We start from the raw sequence: 16,892 nt of genomic DNA on the forward strand, positions 1-16,892 counted from the left end.
TCGCCCCATTGCCTTTGAAGCCCCCTCAAAAGCAAGTCGAGTGTTAATATGAGCGAAGCATTGGCATCGCTGCCTGCGGCAAACGTGGGCGCGAAGCGGCGTGACGGCCGGACCGGCGACCGCATTTTCTCATGGATCGTGATGGGCTGCGGCCTGTTCGTTCTCGCGGCCTTGCTGGCAGCGGCGATCTCCATGGCATGGGGCGGGCTTCCTGCCTTCCAAACCTTCGGTTTCGGTTTCATCACCGGCACGGAATGGGATCCTGTCGCGCAGCATTTCGCCGGTCTCGTGCCGATCTACGGCACCCTGGTGACTTCGGCGCTTGCGATGATCATCGGTGTTCCGATCAGTCTCGGCATTGCTGTGTTCGTCACCGAAGTCGCGCCGCGATGGCTGCGAGGCCCGATCGGCGGCGCAATCGAGCTGCTGGCCGGCATCCCCAGCATCATCTACGGCATGTGGGGGCTCTTCACCTTCGCGCCTTTCATGTCGGATTACATCCAGCCGGCATTGATCGACTGGCTCGGCCCGTTGCCGGTCATTGGCCTGCTCTTTTCCGGAGCGCCGATGGGCATCGGCATGCTGACCTCCGGCATCGTGCTGGCGATCATGATCATTCCTTATATCTCGTCGGTCATGCGCGACGTCTTCCTCGTCGTCCCGGCGCAACTCAAGGAATCGGCCTATGCCCTCGGCTCGACCCGGTGGGAGGTCGTGCGCGACATCGTCATCCCGCATACGCGCACAGCCGTTGTCGGCGGTATTTTTCTCGGCCTCGGCCGAGCACTCGGCGAGACCATGGCCGTCACCTTCGTCCTCGGCAACACGCATAATATCGCCATCTCGCTGATGGAGCCCGGCAACTCGATCGCCGCCGCGATCGCCAACGAATTCACGGAAGCCGATACCGACATCTACCTGTCGTCGCTGATCGCTCTCGGTTTCATCCTTTTCGTCGTCACCTTCATTGTCCTTGCCATAGCCAAGCTGATGCTGCTGCGCTTTGCAAAACAGAAGGGGGAATGAGCATGGCCGTTTCCAGCTCGCTCTATCGCTACCGGCAAGCAAAGAGCGCAATCGCGCTGACGCTTGCGATACTTGCGACGCTCATCGGCCTCGTATTTCTCGTCTGGATCTTGTGGACGACGCTCCTCAATGGCTTGGAGGCGCTGAGCCCGAAGCTCATCACTGAAATGACGCCGCCGCCGGGCGAAGACGGCGGCCTCGCCAATGCCTTCATGGGCAGCTTGATGATCGTCCTGCTCGCTGTCGTCATTGGCACGCCGATCGGCATTCTGGCCGGCACTTATCTCGCGGAATACAGCCGCGGCAAGAAGATCGGCGACCTCATCCGCTTCGTGAACGACATCCTGCTTTCCGCACCGTCGATCATCATCGGTCTCTTTGTTTATGAGGTCGTCGTGCGTCAGACGGGGCATTTCTCGGGCTATGCCGGCGGCATCGCGCTCGCCTTCATCTTCCTGCCCGTCGTCGTCCGCACCACGGACGAGATGCTGCGGCTGGTGCCGGACGTCATGCGCGAGGCCGCACTTTCGCTCGGCATCCCACGCTGGAAGGTGACGGTCAACGTGCTCTATCGCGCCGCCGCCGCAGGCATCCTGACCGGCGTGCTGCTCGCCGTCGCCCGTATTTCGGGCGAAACGGCGCCGCTCCTTTTCACCGCGCTCAACAATCAGTACTGGAGCACGGACATGTCCGAGCCGATGGCGAACATTCCCGTCGTCATCTTCCAATACGCCATGAGCCCTTATGACGAATGGCATGCGCTCGCCTGGGCCGGCGCCTTTGTCATGACGGCGATCGTCCTTGTTCTGAGCGTGGTCTCACGCACCGTTCTGAATCGCAAAGGTGGCAAATGAAGATGCAGTCATCCCAATCCTTCGACGCCCGCCGGGCAACAAATCCGCTGGCAACCGACAAGCTCACGCTGGAGAGCGTCAACTTCTTCTACGGCGATACGCATGCGATCCGCGATGTGAGCCTCAACTTTCCGGAGCGGCAGGTCTCGGCTCTGATCGGCCCGTCCGGCTGCGGCAAGTCCACGCTGCTGCGTATCCTGAACCGCATCTACATGCTCTATCCGAAGATGCGCGCCACCGGTTCGGTGAAGCTCGACGGACACAACATCCTCGAACCGGGCTTCTCGATGAACGAGCTGCGTGCCCGCGTCGGCATGGTGTTCCAGAAGCCCGTACCGTTCCCGATGTCGATCTATGACAATATCGCCTATGGCATCCGTCACCACGAGCGGATCTCCAAGGCGGAGATGGACGTGCGCGTCGAACAGGCGCTGCGGCAGGCTGCCCTATGGGAAGAAGTGAAGGACAAGCTGAAGGGAAGCGGCCTTGGCCTTTCCGGCGGCCAGCAGCAGCGCCTCTGCATCGCCCGCGCCGTTGCCCTTCGGCCGGAAGTCCTGCTCCTCGACGAACCCACCTCGGCACTCGACCCGATCTCGACGGCGAAGGTCGAGGAACTGGTTGCGCAGCTGAAGACCGATTTCACCATCGTCATCGTCACCCACAACATGCAACAGGCGAGCCGCATCTCCGACAACACGGCCTTCATGTATCTCGGCGAGCTGGTGGAGTACGGTCCTACGTCGCAGATATTCCAGGCCCCGAAGAACAAGCGCACCGAAGACTACATCACCGGCCGCTACGGTTGAGGAAAGGCTGTCGAAGGGTAGTTAACGCAAGACTTCTCTGGAGGATTCTTGCGTCTCTACCATCCAGGCGAGCTAATTCTGGAGTAGTACAGCGTTGACGGCAGGAAAATCGTCCTTGCCGATTATATTATATTTAGCTAATTTAATCTGGGTCGCTTTTCTAACATTTAGACAGCCGTCGCCGGCGCGATCGTCGCGCCGGACGTCTTTCGTGCGCGTTTTTCATGCATTTCACAAACGCATTTCGGGAGGGTCACATGCCGGTTCGAAAGCGAGCATGCAGGGGACGCCGCCGGATAGCTACGAAGTGGCTTGCCGGTCTGCTGATTGCCAATGCGAGTTGTTTCCCCGCCCGGGCAGGCGACCTCGTGGACTTGCAATTGGTGATCGCTGCCGACGTATCGACATCGATGGACGCGCAGGAAAAAGCGCTGCAGCAGCAGGGCTTCGCCAAGGCCTTCCGCCGCCCGGAAATCATCGAGGCGATCACAGGAGGCAGGAATGGCCGGATCGCGGTCACCTATGTCGAGTGGGGCGGCGACGGGCAAAGGAGGGTCGTCGTGCCTTGGACGATCATCGCCAACGAGGCGGACGCCTGGCTATTCTCGCTGAAGCTTGAAGCGAACTCGCCGGCGAAGATACGCCAGGGCACCTCCATCAGCGGCATACTCTCCTATGCCGATTATCTGATCCGCTTCAGCGGTTTCGACGCGACACGCTCACTCATCAACATCTCCGGCGATGGGGTGAATAACAAGGGACTCGAAGTCGAACCCGTGCGCGCCGGCGTGCTCGCGAACGGCATCACCATAAATGCGCTGCCCATTGTGTATGACGCAATGCAGGGCGGAGAGGAGGAGGCCATCGCACCGGAGGACCTGATTGCCTATTTCAGGCGTGAGGTGATCGGTGGGCCGGGCGCTTTTGCAGAGGCGGTCGCCGCGCCGGAGCAATATTCGGCGGCGATCTACCGCAAGCTTTTGCGCGAAATCTCGAACTCCAGTGAAGTCGCAGCGGCCGCGGACTAGGCAGATGTCACCAGGCAAGGTCCAGCCGGTCCAGCCCGTGGAAGTGGTAGACATCTTTCACCGTCGGTGGCTTAGCCATCCTGAGGCCTGGCAGCCGCTCGAAAAGGATCGGCAGCACGACATTGAGTTCGAGCCTTGCCAGCGGTGCGCCGATGCAGAAATGGATGCCGGCGCCGAATGAAAGGTTCGCTGCCTCGTTTCGATCTGGCTTGAAGGTCAGCGGATCACTGAATTTCGACGGGTCAAGATTGGCGGCGGCGAGGATCATGCTCACCTTGTCGCCCCGCTTGAAGGAGATCCCGTCGATCTCGGTTGGCTCCAATGCCCAGCGTTGGAAGATATGAACCGGCGCGCAGATGCGAAGTGTTTCCTCGACAGTGCGCTCCGTCGTCACTTCATCCTTGAACAGTTCGGCGGGATCATAGCCGCTGTCCAGGATGACGCGGACCGAGTTGCCGATCTGGTGAACGGTCGCCTCATGCCCGGCATTGAGCAGCACGATCGTGGTCGAGACGAGCTCGTCCTCGGTCAGATACTGGCCCTTGTGCTCCGTGTGGATCATGTGCGTCAGCAGATCGTCGCGCGGTTCGGCACGGCGTTCGGCGATCACCGTTTTCACGTAGTCGGAAAATTCCTTGGCGGCCCGCTCGGCGCCGTCCTCATCCTCGCGCGTGCGGCCGAACAAGTACATGCGGATATAGGCGTGCGACCAGGCGAGAAGCTGCGGCCCCATCTCTTCCGGGATGCCGATCATGCGGGCGATCATCGTGACGGGGATGATGTCGGCAAAGGCGGAAAGCAGCTCGACCTCGCCCTTGTCCTTGAAGTCGTCGATGAGCTTGTTTGCGAGTTCCGCAAGCTTCGGCTTCATCTTCTCGACATGGCGCGAGACGAAGGCGCGGTTCACGAGTGTGCGAAGCCGCGTGTGCTCCGGCGGCTCGAGTTCGAGCAGCGAGTAGCGCTCCGCGAGATCGAAGTTGGAGAGATGCTGCTCAGGCTCGGGAAGGCCGAGTTCGTCGCGTGTCGCAATATGCAGGATCTGGCGACCGAAGCGGCGGTCGCGCAGCAATCCGTTCACATGGTCGTAGCCGGTGAAGAACCACTGCTTTTGCTGTTCCCAGTAGAAGGTCGGGCAATGGCTGTGAAGCGCCGCATAGACCGCGTTCGGATTGCCATAGAAAGCCGGATCGCTGCTGTCGAGCGAGACGCGGCGCGTGACGGGATCGATCGAGAGGAAAGGCGCTATGATCATGTTGCGAGGCTTATCGGATTTGCATGGCCCCGGAAAGATGGATCAGAAAGCCAGATATCAGCCGGCCCGGGCGAACGCACCTATCCGCCGAAGCGCGTCTACCTGGTCATCCACCGTCGGCACCAATTCGCCGGCGTTCTTGTCCGTTTCCGCCGAAGGAGGGGCGGCAGCTTCCTCGGCGCCGAAAACGACGCTGCAGTTGCGGCCGGCAGCTTTCGCCGCATAAAGCGCGCGGTCGGCGGCGGAGATCAGCCTGTCCATGTTGGCGTCGGCGGCGGAACTGATCGCAATGCCGATGCTGACGGTGGCTGGCACGATCGCCTCGGGGGTTGTAATCGGCAAACGGCAGAATTCGGCACGGATGGACTCGGCAAGCGCTTCGGCTTCCGTTTGGTCCGAAACCATCGCGAAGGCCGCGAATTCTTCGCCGCCCATGCGGCCGAAGACCTTGTTCGGCACGAACTGGCGCGCTGTTCTGGCGAAAGCGGAAAGGACGGCATCGCCTGCCTGGTGACCGAAGCGGTCGTTGATGCGTTTGAAGTGATCGAGGTCGAAGAGCAGCACGGCAATCTGGCGCTCCGCGGCAAGGGCCCGCTGCTGCAGTGCGTCGAAGTGAGCGAAGAGCCCGCGGCGGTTCCAGACGCCGGTCAGTGAATCGGTGAGGCTCAAAGTGCGCAAATGCCTCTCTGAACGGTCCATAATCATGCGGCAGGTCAATGCAAAGGCCATGGTCAGCAGGAAAGCGCTCGCCATAGCAACCGCGCCGCCGTAGTTGATCGCCTGCATGTCGCTTGCTCCGCTCACCGCGATCGTCACAGCCCCGGCGAAGCAGAGGCATGCCTGGATGATGAAAACAGCCGCAAGTTTGTGACGCGTGCGTTCGACGCGCGCGCCGGGAAAGCAGACGGCCAAGGCAAGGCCGGTGGCGCCGGTTGCCGACGCAAGATTGTAGAGAATGACGCGATTGCCGTAGTCATCGTAGACCCATGGCAGATACACGCCGGCAAGCCAGATTGCGGGCGGCAGCAGCGCCCACCATTCGATCTTCCTGCGGTCGAGCGCCATGAAGCCCGCGATCCAGGCGCTCTGGCCAAGTAGTGCGATCGCATTGCCCGCGTCGATCGATAGGATATCGGGAATTTCGCCGCGCAGCGCAACCAAGGCAAAACCGCTGCCGCTCAGCAGAAAGCCGAGGCCCCAATAAAGATAGGCTTTGTTACTGGTGTTTTGACGCCATGCCATGAACAGCAGCAAAGCCAGCGTCATGGCTTCCGAACACCAGATCGATAATCCTGTAGCGACATTAAACACGGCAAACCTCTTAAATGCGGGGCATTGTCGCATCCGGAGGTCGCCAGTTGATTAATTGCGGGCATCGTTTGCCCTATATTCGCCATTAGGCTTTCCAAAAGGTAAGCGCCCGAAGCGCGTTGGGGGTTCGTTAATCATGTCGCGGACAAAAGCTGTGTTGGCTCTTGCCGGGCTCTCGCGGTGAAGCGGCGGTTAGGAGATAGCCCCTATACGTTCTTCCTGTCTTCGGTCCGCTTCTTAACGTTATCCTTATGCGCGTCTTGAAGAAGAGGGCAGGGACACTCTATGTAGGGATGAGGCAATTTTCTTTGATTCCCGGCGCCTGCCGGCAAGACGTTGACAAAGGACGCACATGAGAAACCCAGTCGATACCGCTATGGCCCTCGTGCCGATGGTTGTGGAACAGACCAATCGCGGTGAACGCTCCTACGACATCTATTCCCGCTTGCTGAAGGAACGCATCATCTTCCTGACGGGCGCGGTCGAGGACCATATGGCGACGCTCGTTTGCGCCCAGCTGCTCTTTCTCGAGGCAGAAAACCCCAAGAAGGAAATCGCGCTTTACATCAATTCGCCGGGTGGCGTCGTCACCGCCGGCATGGCGATCTACGATACGATGCAGTTCATCAAGCCTGCCGTTTCGACGCTCTGCATCGGTCAGGCAGCTTCGATGGGCTCCCTGCTTCTCGCGGCGGGCCACAAGGACATGCGCTTTGCGACCCCGAATTCCCGCATCATGGTTCACCAGCCGTCCGGCGGCTTCCAGGGCCAGGCGTCCGATATCGAACGCCATGCGCGCGACATCCTGAAGATGAAGCGCCGCCTGAACGAGGTTTACGTGAAGCACACGGGCCGCACCTACGAGGAAGTTGAAAAGACGCTCGACCGCGACCACTTCATGGATGCCGACGAAGCTCAAAGCTGGGGCGTGATCGACAAGGTCTTGACGTCGCGCATCGAAATGGAAGGTGAGACGGATAGTAATTAATAGGGATGGTGTTTTTGCTGCCACAGTTCTATCCCAATTGTGATCGAACTAAGGGTTTCATCTGGTAGCGAAGACGCTAATAGTGGCGATTAATGCTATGTTGAAGTTTCATGACATAGCATTCGGCATTCGAAGGGGAGTTCGTTGCCGCCGGAACCGGCTTGGTTTGGTACCGGTTCTTACCCCCTTAAGCCTTGGCCGGCTGATGCTCCGGTGGGAGCAGGCCGGCGGGCCATTGAGTGGACCGCGATTTCACCTTGAAATGCGGCGTGCTGGAAGGAAAGTGATATGAGCAAGGTCAGCGGCAGCAACGGCGGCGACTCCAAGAATACCCTGTATTGTTCGTTCTGCGGAAAGAGCCAGCACGAAGTCCGGAAGCTAATCGCCGGACCGACCGTCTTCATCTGCGATGAATGCGTCGAACTGTGCATGGATATCATCCGTGAGGAAAACAAATCCTCGATGGTCAAGTCCCGCGATGGCGTTCCCACGCCCCAGGACATCATCAAGGTTCTCGATGAATACGTGATCGGCCAGCGCCAGGCGAAGAAGATCCTGTCGGTCGCCGTCCACAACCACTACAAGCGCCTGGCACACGCCTCCAAGAACGGCGAAGTCGAACTGGCGAAGTCGAACATCATGCTGGTCGGCCCGACCGGCTGCGGCAAGACCTATCTTGCCCAGACGCTCGCCCGCATCATCGACGTTCCGTTCACCATGGCCGATGCCACGACGCTGACCGAAGCCGGCTATGTCGGTGAGGACGTCGAAAACATCATCCTGAAGCTGCTGCAGGCCGCCGATTACAACGTCGAGCGCGCCCAGCGCGGCATCGTCTACATCGACGAAGTCGACAAGATTTCCCGCAAGTCCGACAATCCGTCGATCACCCGCGACGTGTCGGGCGAGGGCGTCCAGCAGGCGCTTCTGAAGATCATGGAAGGCACGGTTGCCTCCGTCCCGCCGCAAGGCGGCCGTAAGCATCCGCAGCAGGAGTTCCTGCAGGTTGACACGACGAACATCCTGTTCATCTGCGGTGGCGCCTTCGCAGGCCTCGACAAGATCATCTCCGCCCGCGGCGAGAAGACCTCGATCGGCTTCGGCGCGACCGTCAAGGCGCCGGACGACCGCCGCGTCGGTGAAGTGCTGCGCGAACTCGAGCCCGAAGATCTGGTGAAATTCGGCCTTATCCCGGAATTCATCGGCCGTCTGCCGGTTCTGGCAACGCTCGAAGACCTCGACGAGGATGCGCTGATCCAGATCCTGTCGGAACCGAAGAACGCGCTCATCAAGCAGTATCAGCGCCTGTTCGAGATGGAGGATGTGGAATTGACCTTCCACGAGGACGCCCTGCGCGAGATTGCCCGCAAGGCAATCATCCGCAAGACGGGTGCCCGCGGCCTTCGCTCGATCATGGAGAAGATCCTGCTCGATACGATGTTCGAACTGCCGGCGCTGGAAGGCGTCCGGGAGGTCGTCATTTCCGAGGAAGTCGCCCGCGGCTCCGCCCGTCCGCTGTACATCTATGCGGATCGGCAGGACGAAAAGGCAAACGCCTCGGCCTGATGACTGCTGTTTCCTTCGGGTAGATTTAGGGGCTTGCCGTCGGCAGGCCTCTTTCTATTTGAAAAACGGTCGGCGCTCCTGTTAATAGTTACTGATAGGGTTGAAAAACGCGCTTGCTGACGTTGCGTAAAGTGCAGTCGTTGGCAATGATGGAATGATTCCGCAGCGGTTCCCGGCCTTGTATGAACTGGTCCGGAAGCAGTAGGTGCCGGCCCGGTTATGCGCTTCCTTGTGGCGTTCCATGACCTGATCACAACCGTGGAATGCAGACGTTAGCGTGGCTTGAAAAGCGTAGTCCGAGCCTCCACTTGTAACCCAAGTGAGAGCACAGGCCGGTCGCATGCGGCCGTGCCAGAGAGCCCGGAAACGGGACGATGGAAAGGAAATAAGAATGACGAAGAAAACGTCTGTAGCGAGCAGCACCGCCTATCCAGTTTTGCCTCTGCGCGACATCGTGGTCTTCCCCCATATGATCGTGCCGCTGTTCGTCGGACGGGAAAAGTCGATCCGTGCGCTGGAAGAGGTCATGGGCTCCGACAAGCAGATCATGCTGGTCACCCAGATCAACGCTAGCGACGACGATCCGGATCCTTCAGCTATTCATAATGTCGGCACGGTTGCAAACGTTCTGCAGCTGTTGAAGCTGCCTGACGGCACCGTGAAGGTGCTGGTCGAGGGCCGCGCCCGCGCCGAGATTGACACCTATACAAGCCGCGAGGATTTTTACGAAGCCCTCGGTCACGTGCTCGAAGAGCCGCACGACGATCCGGTCGAACTGGAAGCGTTGTCCCGCTCCGTTGTGTCCGAGTTCGAGAGCTATGTGAAGCTCAACAAGAAGATATCGCCGGAAGTGGTCGGCGCCGCCAGCCAGATCGACGACTACTCGAAGCTCGCCGATACGGTTGCCTCGCACCTGTCGATCAAGATCACCGAGAAGCAGGAGATGCTGGAAACCACCAGCGTCAAGACCCGCCTCGAAAAGGCGCTCGGCTTCATGGAAGGCGAGATCTCGGTTCTGCAGGTCGAAAAGCGCATCCGCTCGCGCGTCAAGCGCCAGATGGAGAAGACCCAGCGCGAATACTACCTGAATGAGCAGATGAAGGCGATCCAGAAGGAGCTCGGCGACGGCGAAGAAGGCCGCGACGAGATGGCCGAACTGGAGGAGCGCATCTCCAAGACCAAGCTGTCCAAGGAAGCGCGCGAAAAGGCGGACGCCGAGCTGAAGAAGCTGCGGCAGATGAGCCCGATGTCTGCCGAAGCGACTGTTGTCCGTAACTACCTCGATTGGCTGCTTGGCATTCCGTGGAACAAGAAGTCGAAGATCAAGGCCGACCTCAACAACGCCGAAAAGATCCTTGAAGCGGATCACTTCGGTCTCGACAAGGTCAAGGAACGCATCGTCGAGTATCTTGCCGTGCAGGCCCGCGCTACCAAGATCAAGGGCCCGATTCTTTGCCTCGTCGGACCTCCGGGCGTTGGCAAGACCTCGCTCGCACAGTCGATCGCCAAGGCGACCGGCCGCGAGTATGTCCGCATGGCGCTTGGTGGCGTCCGTGACGAGGCCGAAATCCGCGGTCACCGCCGCACCTACATCGGCTCGATGCCCGGCAAGGTCATCCAGTCGATGAAGAAGGCGAAGAAGTCCAATCCGCTCTTCCTGCTCGACGAAATCGACAAGATGGGCCAGGACTTCCGTGGCGACCCGTCTTCGGCTCTGCTCGAGGTGCTGGATCCGGCTCAGAACTCGACCTTCATGGATCACTACCTGGAAGTCGAATACGACCTGTCGGACGTGATGTTCATCACGACGGCGAATACGCTGAACATTCCGGCCCCGCTGATGGACCGCATGGAAGTCATCCGTATCGCCGGCTACACCGAGGACGAAAAGCGCGAGATCGCCAAGCGGCACCTGCTGCCGAAGGCCATCAAGGAACATGCGCTGCAGCCGAGTGAATTCTCGGTCAGCGACGATGCCCTGATGGCGATCAGCCAGCAGTACACCCGTGAAGCCGGTGTTCGTAACTTCGAACGCGAACTGATGAAGCTCGCCCGCAAGGCGGTCACCGAGATCATCAAGGGTAAGACGAAGTCCGTTCACGTGACGGCCGAGAACATCGACGACTATCTGGGCGTTCCACGCTTCCGCCACGGCGAAGCCGAGCGCGAGGATCAGGTCGGTGTCGTTACCGGTCTCGCCTGGACGGAAGTCGGCGGCGAACTGTTGACGATCGAGGGCGTGATCATGCCGGGCAAGGGTCGCATGACCGTCACCGGCAACTTGAAGGACGTCATGAAGGAATCGATCTCGGCGGCGGCCTCCTATGTCCGCTCGCGTGCCGTCGATTTCGGCATCGAGCCTCCGCGCTTCGACAAGAGCGACATCCACGTGCACCTGCCGGAAGGCGCGACGCCGAAGGATGGTCCGTCGGCTGGTGTCGCGATGGCGACTGCGATCGTCTCGATCATGACCGGCATCCCGGTTTCCAAGGATGTGGCCATGACCGGTGAAATCACCCTTCGCGGGCGCGTCCTGCCGATCGGTGGTCTCAAGGAAAAGCTGCTCGCGGCGCTTCGCGGCGGCATCAAGAAGGTGCTCATTCCGGAAGAAAACGCCAAGGATTTGGCTGAGATTCCGGACAACGTGAAGAACAACATGGAGATCATTCCGGTATCCCGCATGGGTGAGGTGATCAAGCATGCATTGGTCCGCAGACCGGAGCCGATCGAATGGGATGGAACGGTTGAAACGCCGGTCATCGCAACGGTCGACGGCGTCGAAGACACAGGTACAACCATCGCTCACTGAGGGCGATCTGCCACATTGACGTCTAATTGCTGCAAAACTGGGAAAAGGCTGGCGCAAAACGCCAGCCTTTTTTGTGAAAACCTCACGGAGGCGCTTGCTTTTCCTTGATTTGCAGGGCTTTTGGGTTGCGGCGGGCCTGATGAAACTTATTCTGTGCCTGGCTTACAGATTGAGTCGTTTCGAACCATTGAAAGGGGTGGAAACATGAACAAGAATGAACTCGTGTCCGCAGTTGCCGAAAAGGCTGGCCTCACCAAGGCTGACGCTGCTTCCGCGGTCGACGCTGTTTTCGACGTTGTCCAGGCTGAACTGAAGAACAAGGGCGACATTCGTCTCGCCGGTTTCGGCAGCTTCACCGTTTCTCATCGCGCTGCTACCAAGGGCCGCAACCCGTCCACCGGCGCCGAAGTCGATATTCCGGCTCGCAACGTGCCGAAGTTCACGCCCGGCAAGGGCCTGAAGGACGCCGTCAACGGCTAATCAGATTTGCTTGGCCGCCGGGTAACGAGACCGGCAGTCCAGGTTTTGAAGGGTTCGGCGCAAGCCGGGCCCTTCTTACGTTGGGGCGATCGCGAGAACTCGCGTCTGAATGGCGGCGCAGACGAGTGGAAAACGCGCGGTTGTCATCTGCCTGTCACGGCGGTCCCGCAGAAAGCCCAGGTTTCGAATATTCGATACATGGGGGTTTTCATGACTATTCTATCGCGCAAGGCAGCGCTGGCTGCCGTGCTCCTCGCATCCGTTGCATTTCCGGCGGCTGCAGAGCCTGTATTCAATCGTATTGCGTCCTTCCCGGTCGCCTCGAACCTGCCGTCCGACAAGGACAAGCTGTCGACGACCTCTGCCGAGATCATCACCGCAACCGATGACGGCAACACGCTGATCTACAGCGACAGCCCGCTCGGTGCGATCGGCTTCATCGACATCACCGACGCCAAGGCGCCGAAGGCGCTCGGTACGCTGATGATGGACGGAGAGCCGACCTCCGTCACCTCAACCGCGGGCAAGGCGCTCGTCGCCGTCAACACCGGCGAGAGCAAGCAGAATCCGTCGGGCCGCCTGGCGATCGTCGATGTTGCGACCAAGAAGATTGAAAACACCTGCGATCTCGGCGGTCAGCCGGATTCGATCGCTCTGAACAAGGACAAGACGCTCGGCACCATCGCCATCGAGAACGAGCGTGACGAAGACATTGACGACGGAAAGATCCCGCAGATGCCGGCCGGCGACCTCGTGATCTTCCAGGTCAAGAACGGCACCGTCGATTGCGGCACGATCAAGCATGTGACGCTGACTGGCCTTGCCGGCGTTGCCCCGGAAGATCCGGAGCCGGAATTCGTCTCGTTCAACAGCCAGGATGAGATTGCGCTCACGCTGCAGGAAAACAACGAGATCGTCATCATCGACGGCAAGACCGGCACGGTGAAGACGCATTTCTCTGCCGGCAGCACGGACCTTTCCGGTATCGACACGAAGAAGGACGGCGCGCTGAAGTTCACCGGCGAACTGAAGGGCGTGCTTCGCGAGCCCGACGCCGTAAAGTGGCTGGACGACAACCGTCTCGTCGTCGCCAATGAAGGCGATTATAAAGGCGGCTCGCGGGGCTTCACCATCTTCGACAAGACCGGCAAGGTCCTCTACGAATCCGGCGCTTCCTTCGAGCGCGCCGTTGCCACGACCGGCCACTATCCGGAAGGCCGCTCCTCGGCCAAGGGCGTCGAGCCGGAGGGCCTGGAGCTCGCGAAGTTCGGGGGCGACCAGTACTTCTTCCTTCTCGCCGAACGCGCTTCGGTCGTCGGCGTCTACAAGGACACCGGCGCCGAGCCGCAGCTCGTTCAGCTTCTGCCGTCGGGCATTGGTCCCGAAGGTGCGATCGCTATCCCGCAGCGCAACCTCTTCGCCACCGCCAACGAAACCGATCTCGGCGAAGATGGCGGCCCGCGCTCGCACGTCATGATCTATGAGCGTGCCGAAGGCGAGAAGGCCTATCCGCAGATCGTCACCGCGGAGAAGGACGGCAATCCGATCGGCTTCGCAGCGCTCTCGGGCCTCGCCGCCGTTCCGGAAAAGGCTGGCCAGCTCTTCGCTGTCAGCGACAGCGTGCTCGGTATGCAGCCGACGATCTATACGATCGACGCGACACAGAAGCCGGCCGTCATCACCGATGCGCTCGTCGTCAAGCGTGACGGCGCGGCTGCCCAGAAGCTCGACATCGAAGGCGTTGCCGTCGACGAGAAGGGCTGGTTCTGGCTCGCTTCGGAAGGCAACACCGAGAAGCTGCTGCCGCATGCGCTCTACCACGTCAACCCGAAGGGTGAGATCAAGGCAGAGATCGCGCTGCCGAAGGAACTGACGGACAATGAGATCCGCTACGGTTTCGAAGGTGTGACGATCATCGGTTCCGGCGACGATGCAACGCTGTGGATGGCGGTTCAGCGCGAGTGGAAGGATGACGAGAAGGGCTTCGTCAAGCTCGTCTCCTACAATCCGAAGAGCAAGGAATGGGGCGCCGTGCGCTACCCGCTCGATAAGTCCGAGAACGGCTGGGTCGGCCTGTCGGAAATCTCCGCCCATGGCGACAGCGTCTACATCATCGAGCGCGATAACCTCGTCGGCGATGCAGCCAAGCTGAAGAAGCTCTACAAGGTCGCCATATCAGACCTGAAGCCCGCCAAGCTCGGTGGCGAGCTGCCGGTCGTCAAGAAGACCGAAGCCCACGACTTCGTCAACGAGCTGAAGACTGCGACCAACGGTTACGTGCTCGACAAGCTCGAAGGCTTCACCTTCGACGCGTCAGGCAAGGCCTATGCCGTCACCGATAACGATGGCGTCAGCGATTCTTCCGGAGAGACGCTGTTCTTCCCGGTCACCCTGACCGCGACGAACTGAGCCGTCATCGACCGGACGAAATAAGAAGGCCGGGCGAAAGCCCGGCCTTTGCTTTGTTGCGAGCCCGATTTCCGTCATCCTCGGCCTTGTGCCGAGGATCTGCTGGCCGTGAGTAGTTAGATGCTCGGCACAAGGCCGAGCATGACGGAGTGGGCGTGGTCAGCCGCCTTCCGTTCAGCCTACCAGCGCTGGTGGACATGCGGCGCAACCAGCCGCTCGTAGATTTCGCGGGTGGCATCCATCACATCATGAGACAGCGGCGCGAGGCTGGCCGCCGCCGCATTGGCCTTCGCCTGTTCGGCGTTGCGCGCGCCCGGGATAACTACGGTGACCGCATCATTCATGAGGATCCACCGGAGCGCGAAGGCCGCCATGGTGGCACCCTGCGGCACCAGTTTGCGCACCTCCTCGACAGCCTTCAAGCCAACTTCGAACGGCACGCCCGCGAAGGTCTCGCCGACATCGAAGGCTTCGCCGTGGCGGTTGAAGTTGCGGTGGTCGTCGCTTGCGAAGTTAGTGTCGCGGGTGATCTTGCCGGAGAGCAGACCGCTTGCGAGCGGCACGCGCGCGATCACGGCGACGTTCCTCTGACGGGCTTCCGGGAAGAACAGATGATCCGGACGCTGGCGGAAGATGTTGTAGATGATCTGGATGCTTTCGACGCCCGGAAATTCGATCGCTTTCAATCCCTCCTCGACCGTCGAGACGCTGACGCCGTAGCCCTTGATCTTGCCGGCCTTCTGCAATTCGTTCAGGCCCTCGAACACCTCCGGCCGGTAAAGCACTTCGGTCGGCGGGCAGTGAAGCTGCACGAGATCGAGACTATCGACCTGCAGATTCTTCAGGCTGCGGTCGATGAAGCTTTCGAGGTTGGCCTTCGTGTAGCCGTCGGCGACATGAGGGTTGAGCCGGCGCCCGGCCTTTGTGGCCACCATTGGGCGCACGCCGCCACGGCTCTTCAGGACATCGGCGACGATCTTTTCCGATCGGCCGTCGCCGTAAACGTCGGCTGTGTCGATGAAGGTCATGCCGGCGTCGAGCGCGGCATTGAGTGCGGCCCGTCCATCAGCCTCGCTGACATCGCCCCAGGAACCGCCGATCTGCCACGCGCCGAAGCCGACATTGCTTACCGAAAACGGCATACGGCCGAAAGAATGCTGTTTCATGGGAATCCTCCATTCGTAATAAAAAGCTTGCACGGCGACTATCAGCCGGACACCGACCCGACAAGCGCGCACGCCGGAAAATAGGGCGGCGGCTTGCTTCTTCGAGAACGCGGTCGGTGGACAAGGGGAGGGCAAGACAAACCGGCGCGCAAGGCTTCCCTGCTACACTTCAAATGAGGTCATCGATAACCTAGGTTCTGCAGAAGCGGCGGATCAATCAACGAAGAGAGACTCATCATGGAAATCAAGACAGCCGGTTCCCGGCCTTCGGCAAGAGGTTCCTCCGACTATTTTGTCGGCTCCGTGCGGCTCGATCCGTTGATCGAAGCACCGGACCCGGCGCGGGTGAGGGCCGCCCATGTCACGTTCGAGCCGGGAGCGCGCACCGCGTGGCATACGCATCCCTTGGGGCAGACGCTTATCGTTACGTCAGGCAAGGGGCTCGTTCAAAGCTGGGGAGGAGAAATTCAGGAGATTCGCCCGGGCGACACCGTCTGGTTCGCGCCCGGTGAAAAGCATTGGCATGGCGCCAGCCCGGAAACGGCTATGACGCATATCGCGATCCAAGAATCACTCAACGGCAGCGTTGCGGACTGGATGGAGCAGGTCAGCGACGAGCAATACGCCGGACGGGCCTGACCAGCTGCCAGCGTTAGTAAAATGCGGCGGACGGCCAGGGTCCTGAGCCTCGCTGCCCGCCGCTCTCGCTGGGCTCTGGGCTTTGCTTTGAAAACAATTTCCGGACTGTCATGGTTTTGTCTCCAAACCTGCTTGACACTAAAAGGCGAACCCCTTAGTTAGCCGCTCATCGAAGCGGCCAGCCCGTTTCGATAAGGATGCGAAAGCTCCGGATGACTTGAAATGAAGTGCGGGTGTAGCTCAGTCGGTTAGAGTGCCGGCCTGTCACGCCGGAGGTCGCGGGTTCGAGCCCCGTCACTCGCGCCATTTTGAGATGTGCCGCAAGGCGTTCCGGCCTTTCCTCCACGATGCGCGGGTGTAGCTCAGTCGGTTAGAGTGCCGGCCTGTCACGCCGGAGGTCGCGGGTTCGAGCCCCGTCACTCGCGCCATTCTTTCCAAGCCGTGCGCCTCTCGGTTTGCTGCCATGCGGCCGTCGCAACTTGTATGGATTTCTCACGGCTGTATAAGGTCGCCTCGTGACAGTGCCAATTGGCTTTCTAAAAGTCTTGCACCACGGCG

13 protein-coding genes and 2 tRNA genes are annotated in these 16,892 nt (G+C 60.2%); 12 read left to right on the forward strand and 3 right to left on the reverse strand.

What is annotated here, in order from left to right; translation table 11 throughout:
• Nucleotides 1–48: 48 nt before the first annotated feature.
• The 4 genes from pstC to HGP14_RS07270 all read left to right on the forward strand — a co-directional run bounded on the left by pstC (nucleotide 49) and on the right by HGP14_RS07270 (nucleotide 3,714).
• Nucleotides 49–1,026 (forward strand): phosphate ABC transporter permease subunit PstC, encoded by a 978-nt coding sequence (pstC, locus tag HGP14_RS07255; protein WP_168829183.1) that lies wholly within the window; start codon nucleotides 49–51, stop codon nucleotides 1,024–1,026.
• 2 nt (nucleotides 1,027–1,028) lie between these two features.
• Nucleotides 1,029–1,880: a phosphate ABC transporter permease PstA gene (gene pstA, locus HGP14_RS07260; protein ID WP_168829184.1), complete on the forward strand. Its 852-nt coding sequence runs from the start codon at nucleotides 1,029–1,031 to the stop codon at nucleotides 1,878–1,880.
• A gap of 2 nt (nucleotides 1,881–1,882) precedes the next feature.
• Nucleotides 1,883–2,686 (forward strand): phosphate ABC transporter ATP-binding protein PstB, encoded by an 804-nt coding sequence (gene pstB / locus HGP14_RS07265; RefSeq protein ID WP_168829185.1) that lies wholly within the window; start codon nucleotides 1,883–1,885, stop codon nucleotides 2,684–2,686.
• Between the two features lie 257 nt (nucleotides 2,687–2,943).
• Nucleotides 2,944–3,714 (forward strand): DUF1194 domain-containing protein, encoded by a 771-nt coding sequence (locus HGP14_RS07270; RefSeq protein ID WP_168829186.1) that lies wholly within the window; start codon nucleotides 2,944–2,946, stop codon nucleotides 3,712–3,714.
• Between the two features lie 7 nt (nucleotides 3,715–3,721).
• On the opposite strand, the gene HGP14_RS07275 is transcribed toward HGP14_RS07270, so the two are convergent.
• A complete protein-coding gene (locus HGP14_RS07275) occupies nucleotides 3,722–4,966 on the reverse strand; it encodes a cytochrome P450 (RefSeq protein ID WP_168829187.1) in 1,245 nt (414 codons plus the stop codon).
• A gap of 57 nt (nucleotides 4,967–5,023) precedes the next feature.
• Nucleotides 5,024–6,277 carry a GGDEF domain-containing protein gene (locus tag HGP14_RS07280; protein ID WP_168829188.1) on the reverse strand — a complete coding sequence of 418 codons (1,254 nt, stop codon included), beginning with the start codon at nucleotides 6,275–6,277 and terminating at the stop codon, nucleotides 5,024–5,026.
• A gap of 352 nt (nucleotides 6,278–6,629) precedes the next feature.
• Here HGP14_RS07280 and clpP point away from each other — a divergent pair, with 352 nt between their 5' ends.
• From clpP to HGP14_RS07305, 5 genes are all read left to right on the forward strand, one after another.
• Nucleotides 6,630–7,265: an ATP-dependent Clp endopeptidase proteolytic subunit ClpP gene (gene clpP, locus HGP14_RS07285; protein WP_168829189.1), complete on the forward strand. Its 636-nt coding sequence runs from the start codon at nucleotides 6,630–6,632 to the stop codon at nucleotides 7,263–7,265.
• Nucleotides 7,266–7,553: 288 nt separating this feature from the next.
• Nucleotides 7,554–8,831 carry an ATP-dependent Clp protease ATP-binding subunit ClpX gene (gene clpX / locus HGP14_RS07290; protein WP_018857068.1) on the forward strand — a complete coding sequence of 426 codons (1,278 nt, stop codon included), beginning with the start codon at nucleotides 7,554–7,556 and terminating at the stop codon, nucleotides 8,829–8,831.
• A 391-nt stretch (nucleotides 8,832–9,222) separates the two neighbouring features.
• Nucleotides 9,223–11,640, forward strand: coding sequence for an endopeptidase La (gene lon / locus HGP14_RS07295; RefSeq protein ID WP_168829190.1), 2,418 nt, complete (start codon nucleotides 9,223–9,225; stop codon nucleotides 11,638–11,640).
• Between the two features lie 204 nt (nucleotides 11,641–11,844).
• Nucleotides 11,845–12,120 carry a DNA-binding protein HupB gene (hupB, locus tag HGP14_RS07300; RefSeq protein ID WP_168829191.1) on the forward strand — a complete coding sequence of 92 codons (276 nt, stop codon included), beginning with the start codon at nucleotides 11,845–11,847 and terminating at the stop codon, nucleotides 12,118–12,120.
• Nucleotides 12,121–12,330: 210 nt separating this feature from the next.
• Nucleotides 12,331–14,529 (forward strand): esterase-like activity of phytase family protein, encoded by a 2,199-nt coding sequence (locus HGP14_RS07305; RefSeq protein WP_168829192.1) that lies wholly within the window; start codon nucleotides 12,331–12,333, stop codon nucleotides 14,527–14,529.
• Nucleotides 14,530–14,708: 179 nt separating this feature from the next.
• Here HGP14_RS07305 and HGP14_RS07310 read toward each other — a convergent pair whose 3' ends face one another.
• Nucleotides 14,709–15,695: an aldo/keto reductase gene (locus HGP14_RS07310; protein WP_168829193.1), complete on the reverse strand. Its 987-nt coding sequence runs from the start codon at nucleotides 15,693–15,695 to the stop codon at nucleotides 14,709–14,711.
• Nucleotides 15,696–15,932: 237 nt separating this feature from the next.
• Between HGP14_RS07310 and HGP14_RS07315 the strand changes: the two genes are divergently transcribed.
• The 3 genes from HGP14_RS07315 to HGP14_RS07325 all read left to right on the forward strand — a co-directional run bounded on the left by HGP14_RS07315 (nucleotide 15,933) and on the right by HGP14_RS07325 (nucleotide 16,762).
• The gene (locus HGP14_RS07315; RefSeq protein WP_205927059.1) at nucleotides 15,933–16,334 is read left to right on the forward strand and encodes a cupin domain-containing protein; all 402 of its coding nucleotides are present in this window, start codon (nucleotides 15,933–15,935) and stop codon (nucleotides 16,332–16,334) included.
• Between the two features lie 229 nt (nucleotides 16,335–16,563).
• Nucleotides 16,564–16,640, forward strand: a tRNA-Asp gene (locus HGP14_RS07320).
• A 45-nt stretch (nucleotides 16,641–16,685) separates the two neighbouring features.
• A tRNA-Asp gene (locus HGP14_RS07325) sits at nucleotides 16,686–16,762 on the forward strand.
• The last annotated feature ends 130 nt before the right edge of the window (nucleotides 16,763–16,892 follow it).

The organism is Rhizobium sp. P32RR-XVIII (assembly GCF_012641395.1).
GTDB lineage: Bacteria > Pseudomonadota > Alphaproteobacteria > Rhizobiales > Rhizobiaceae > Rhizobium.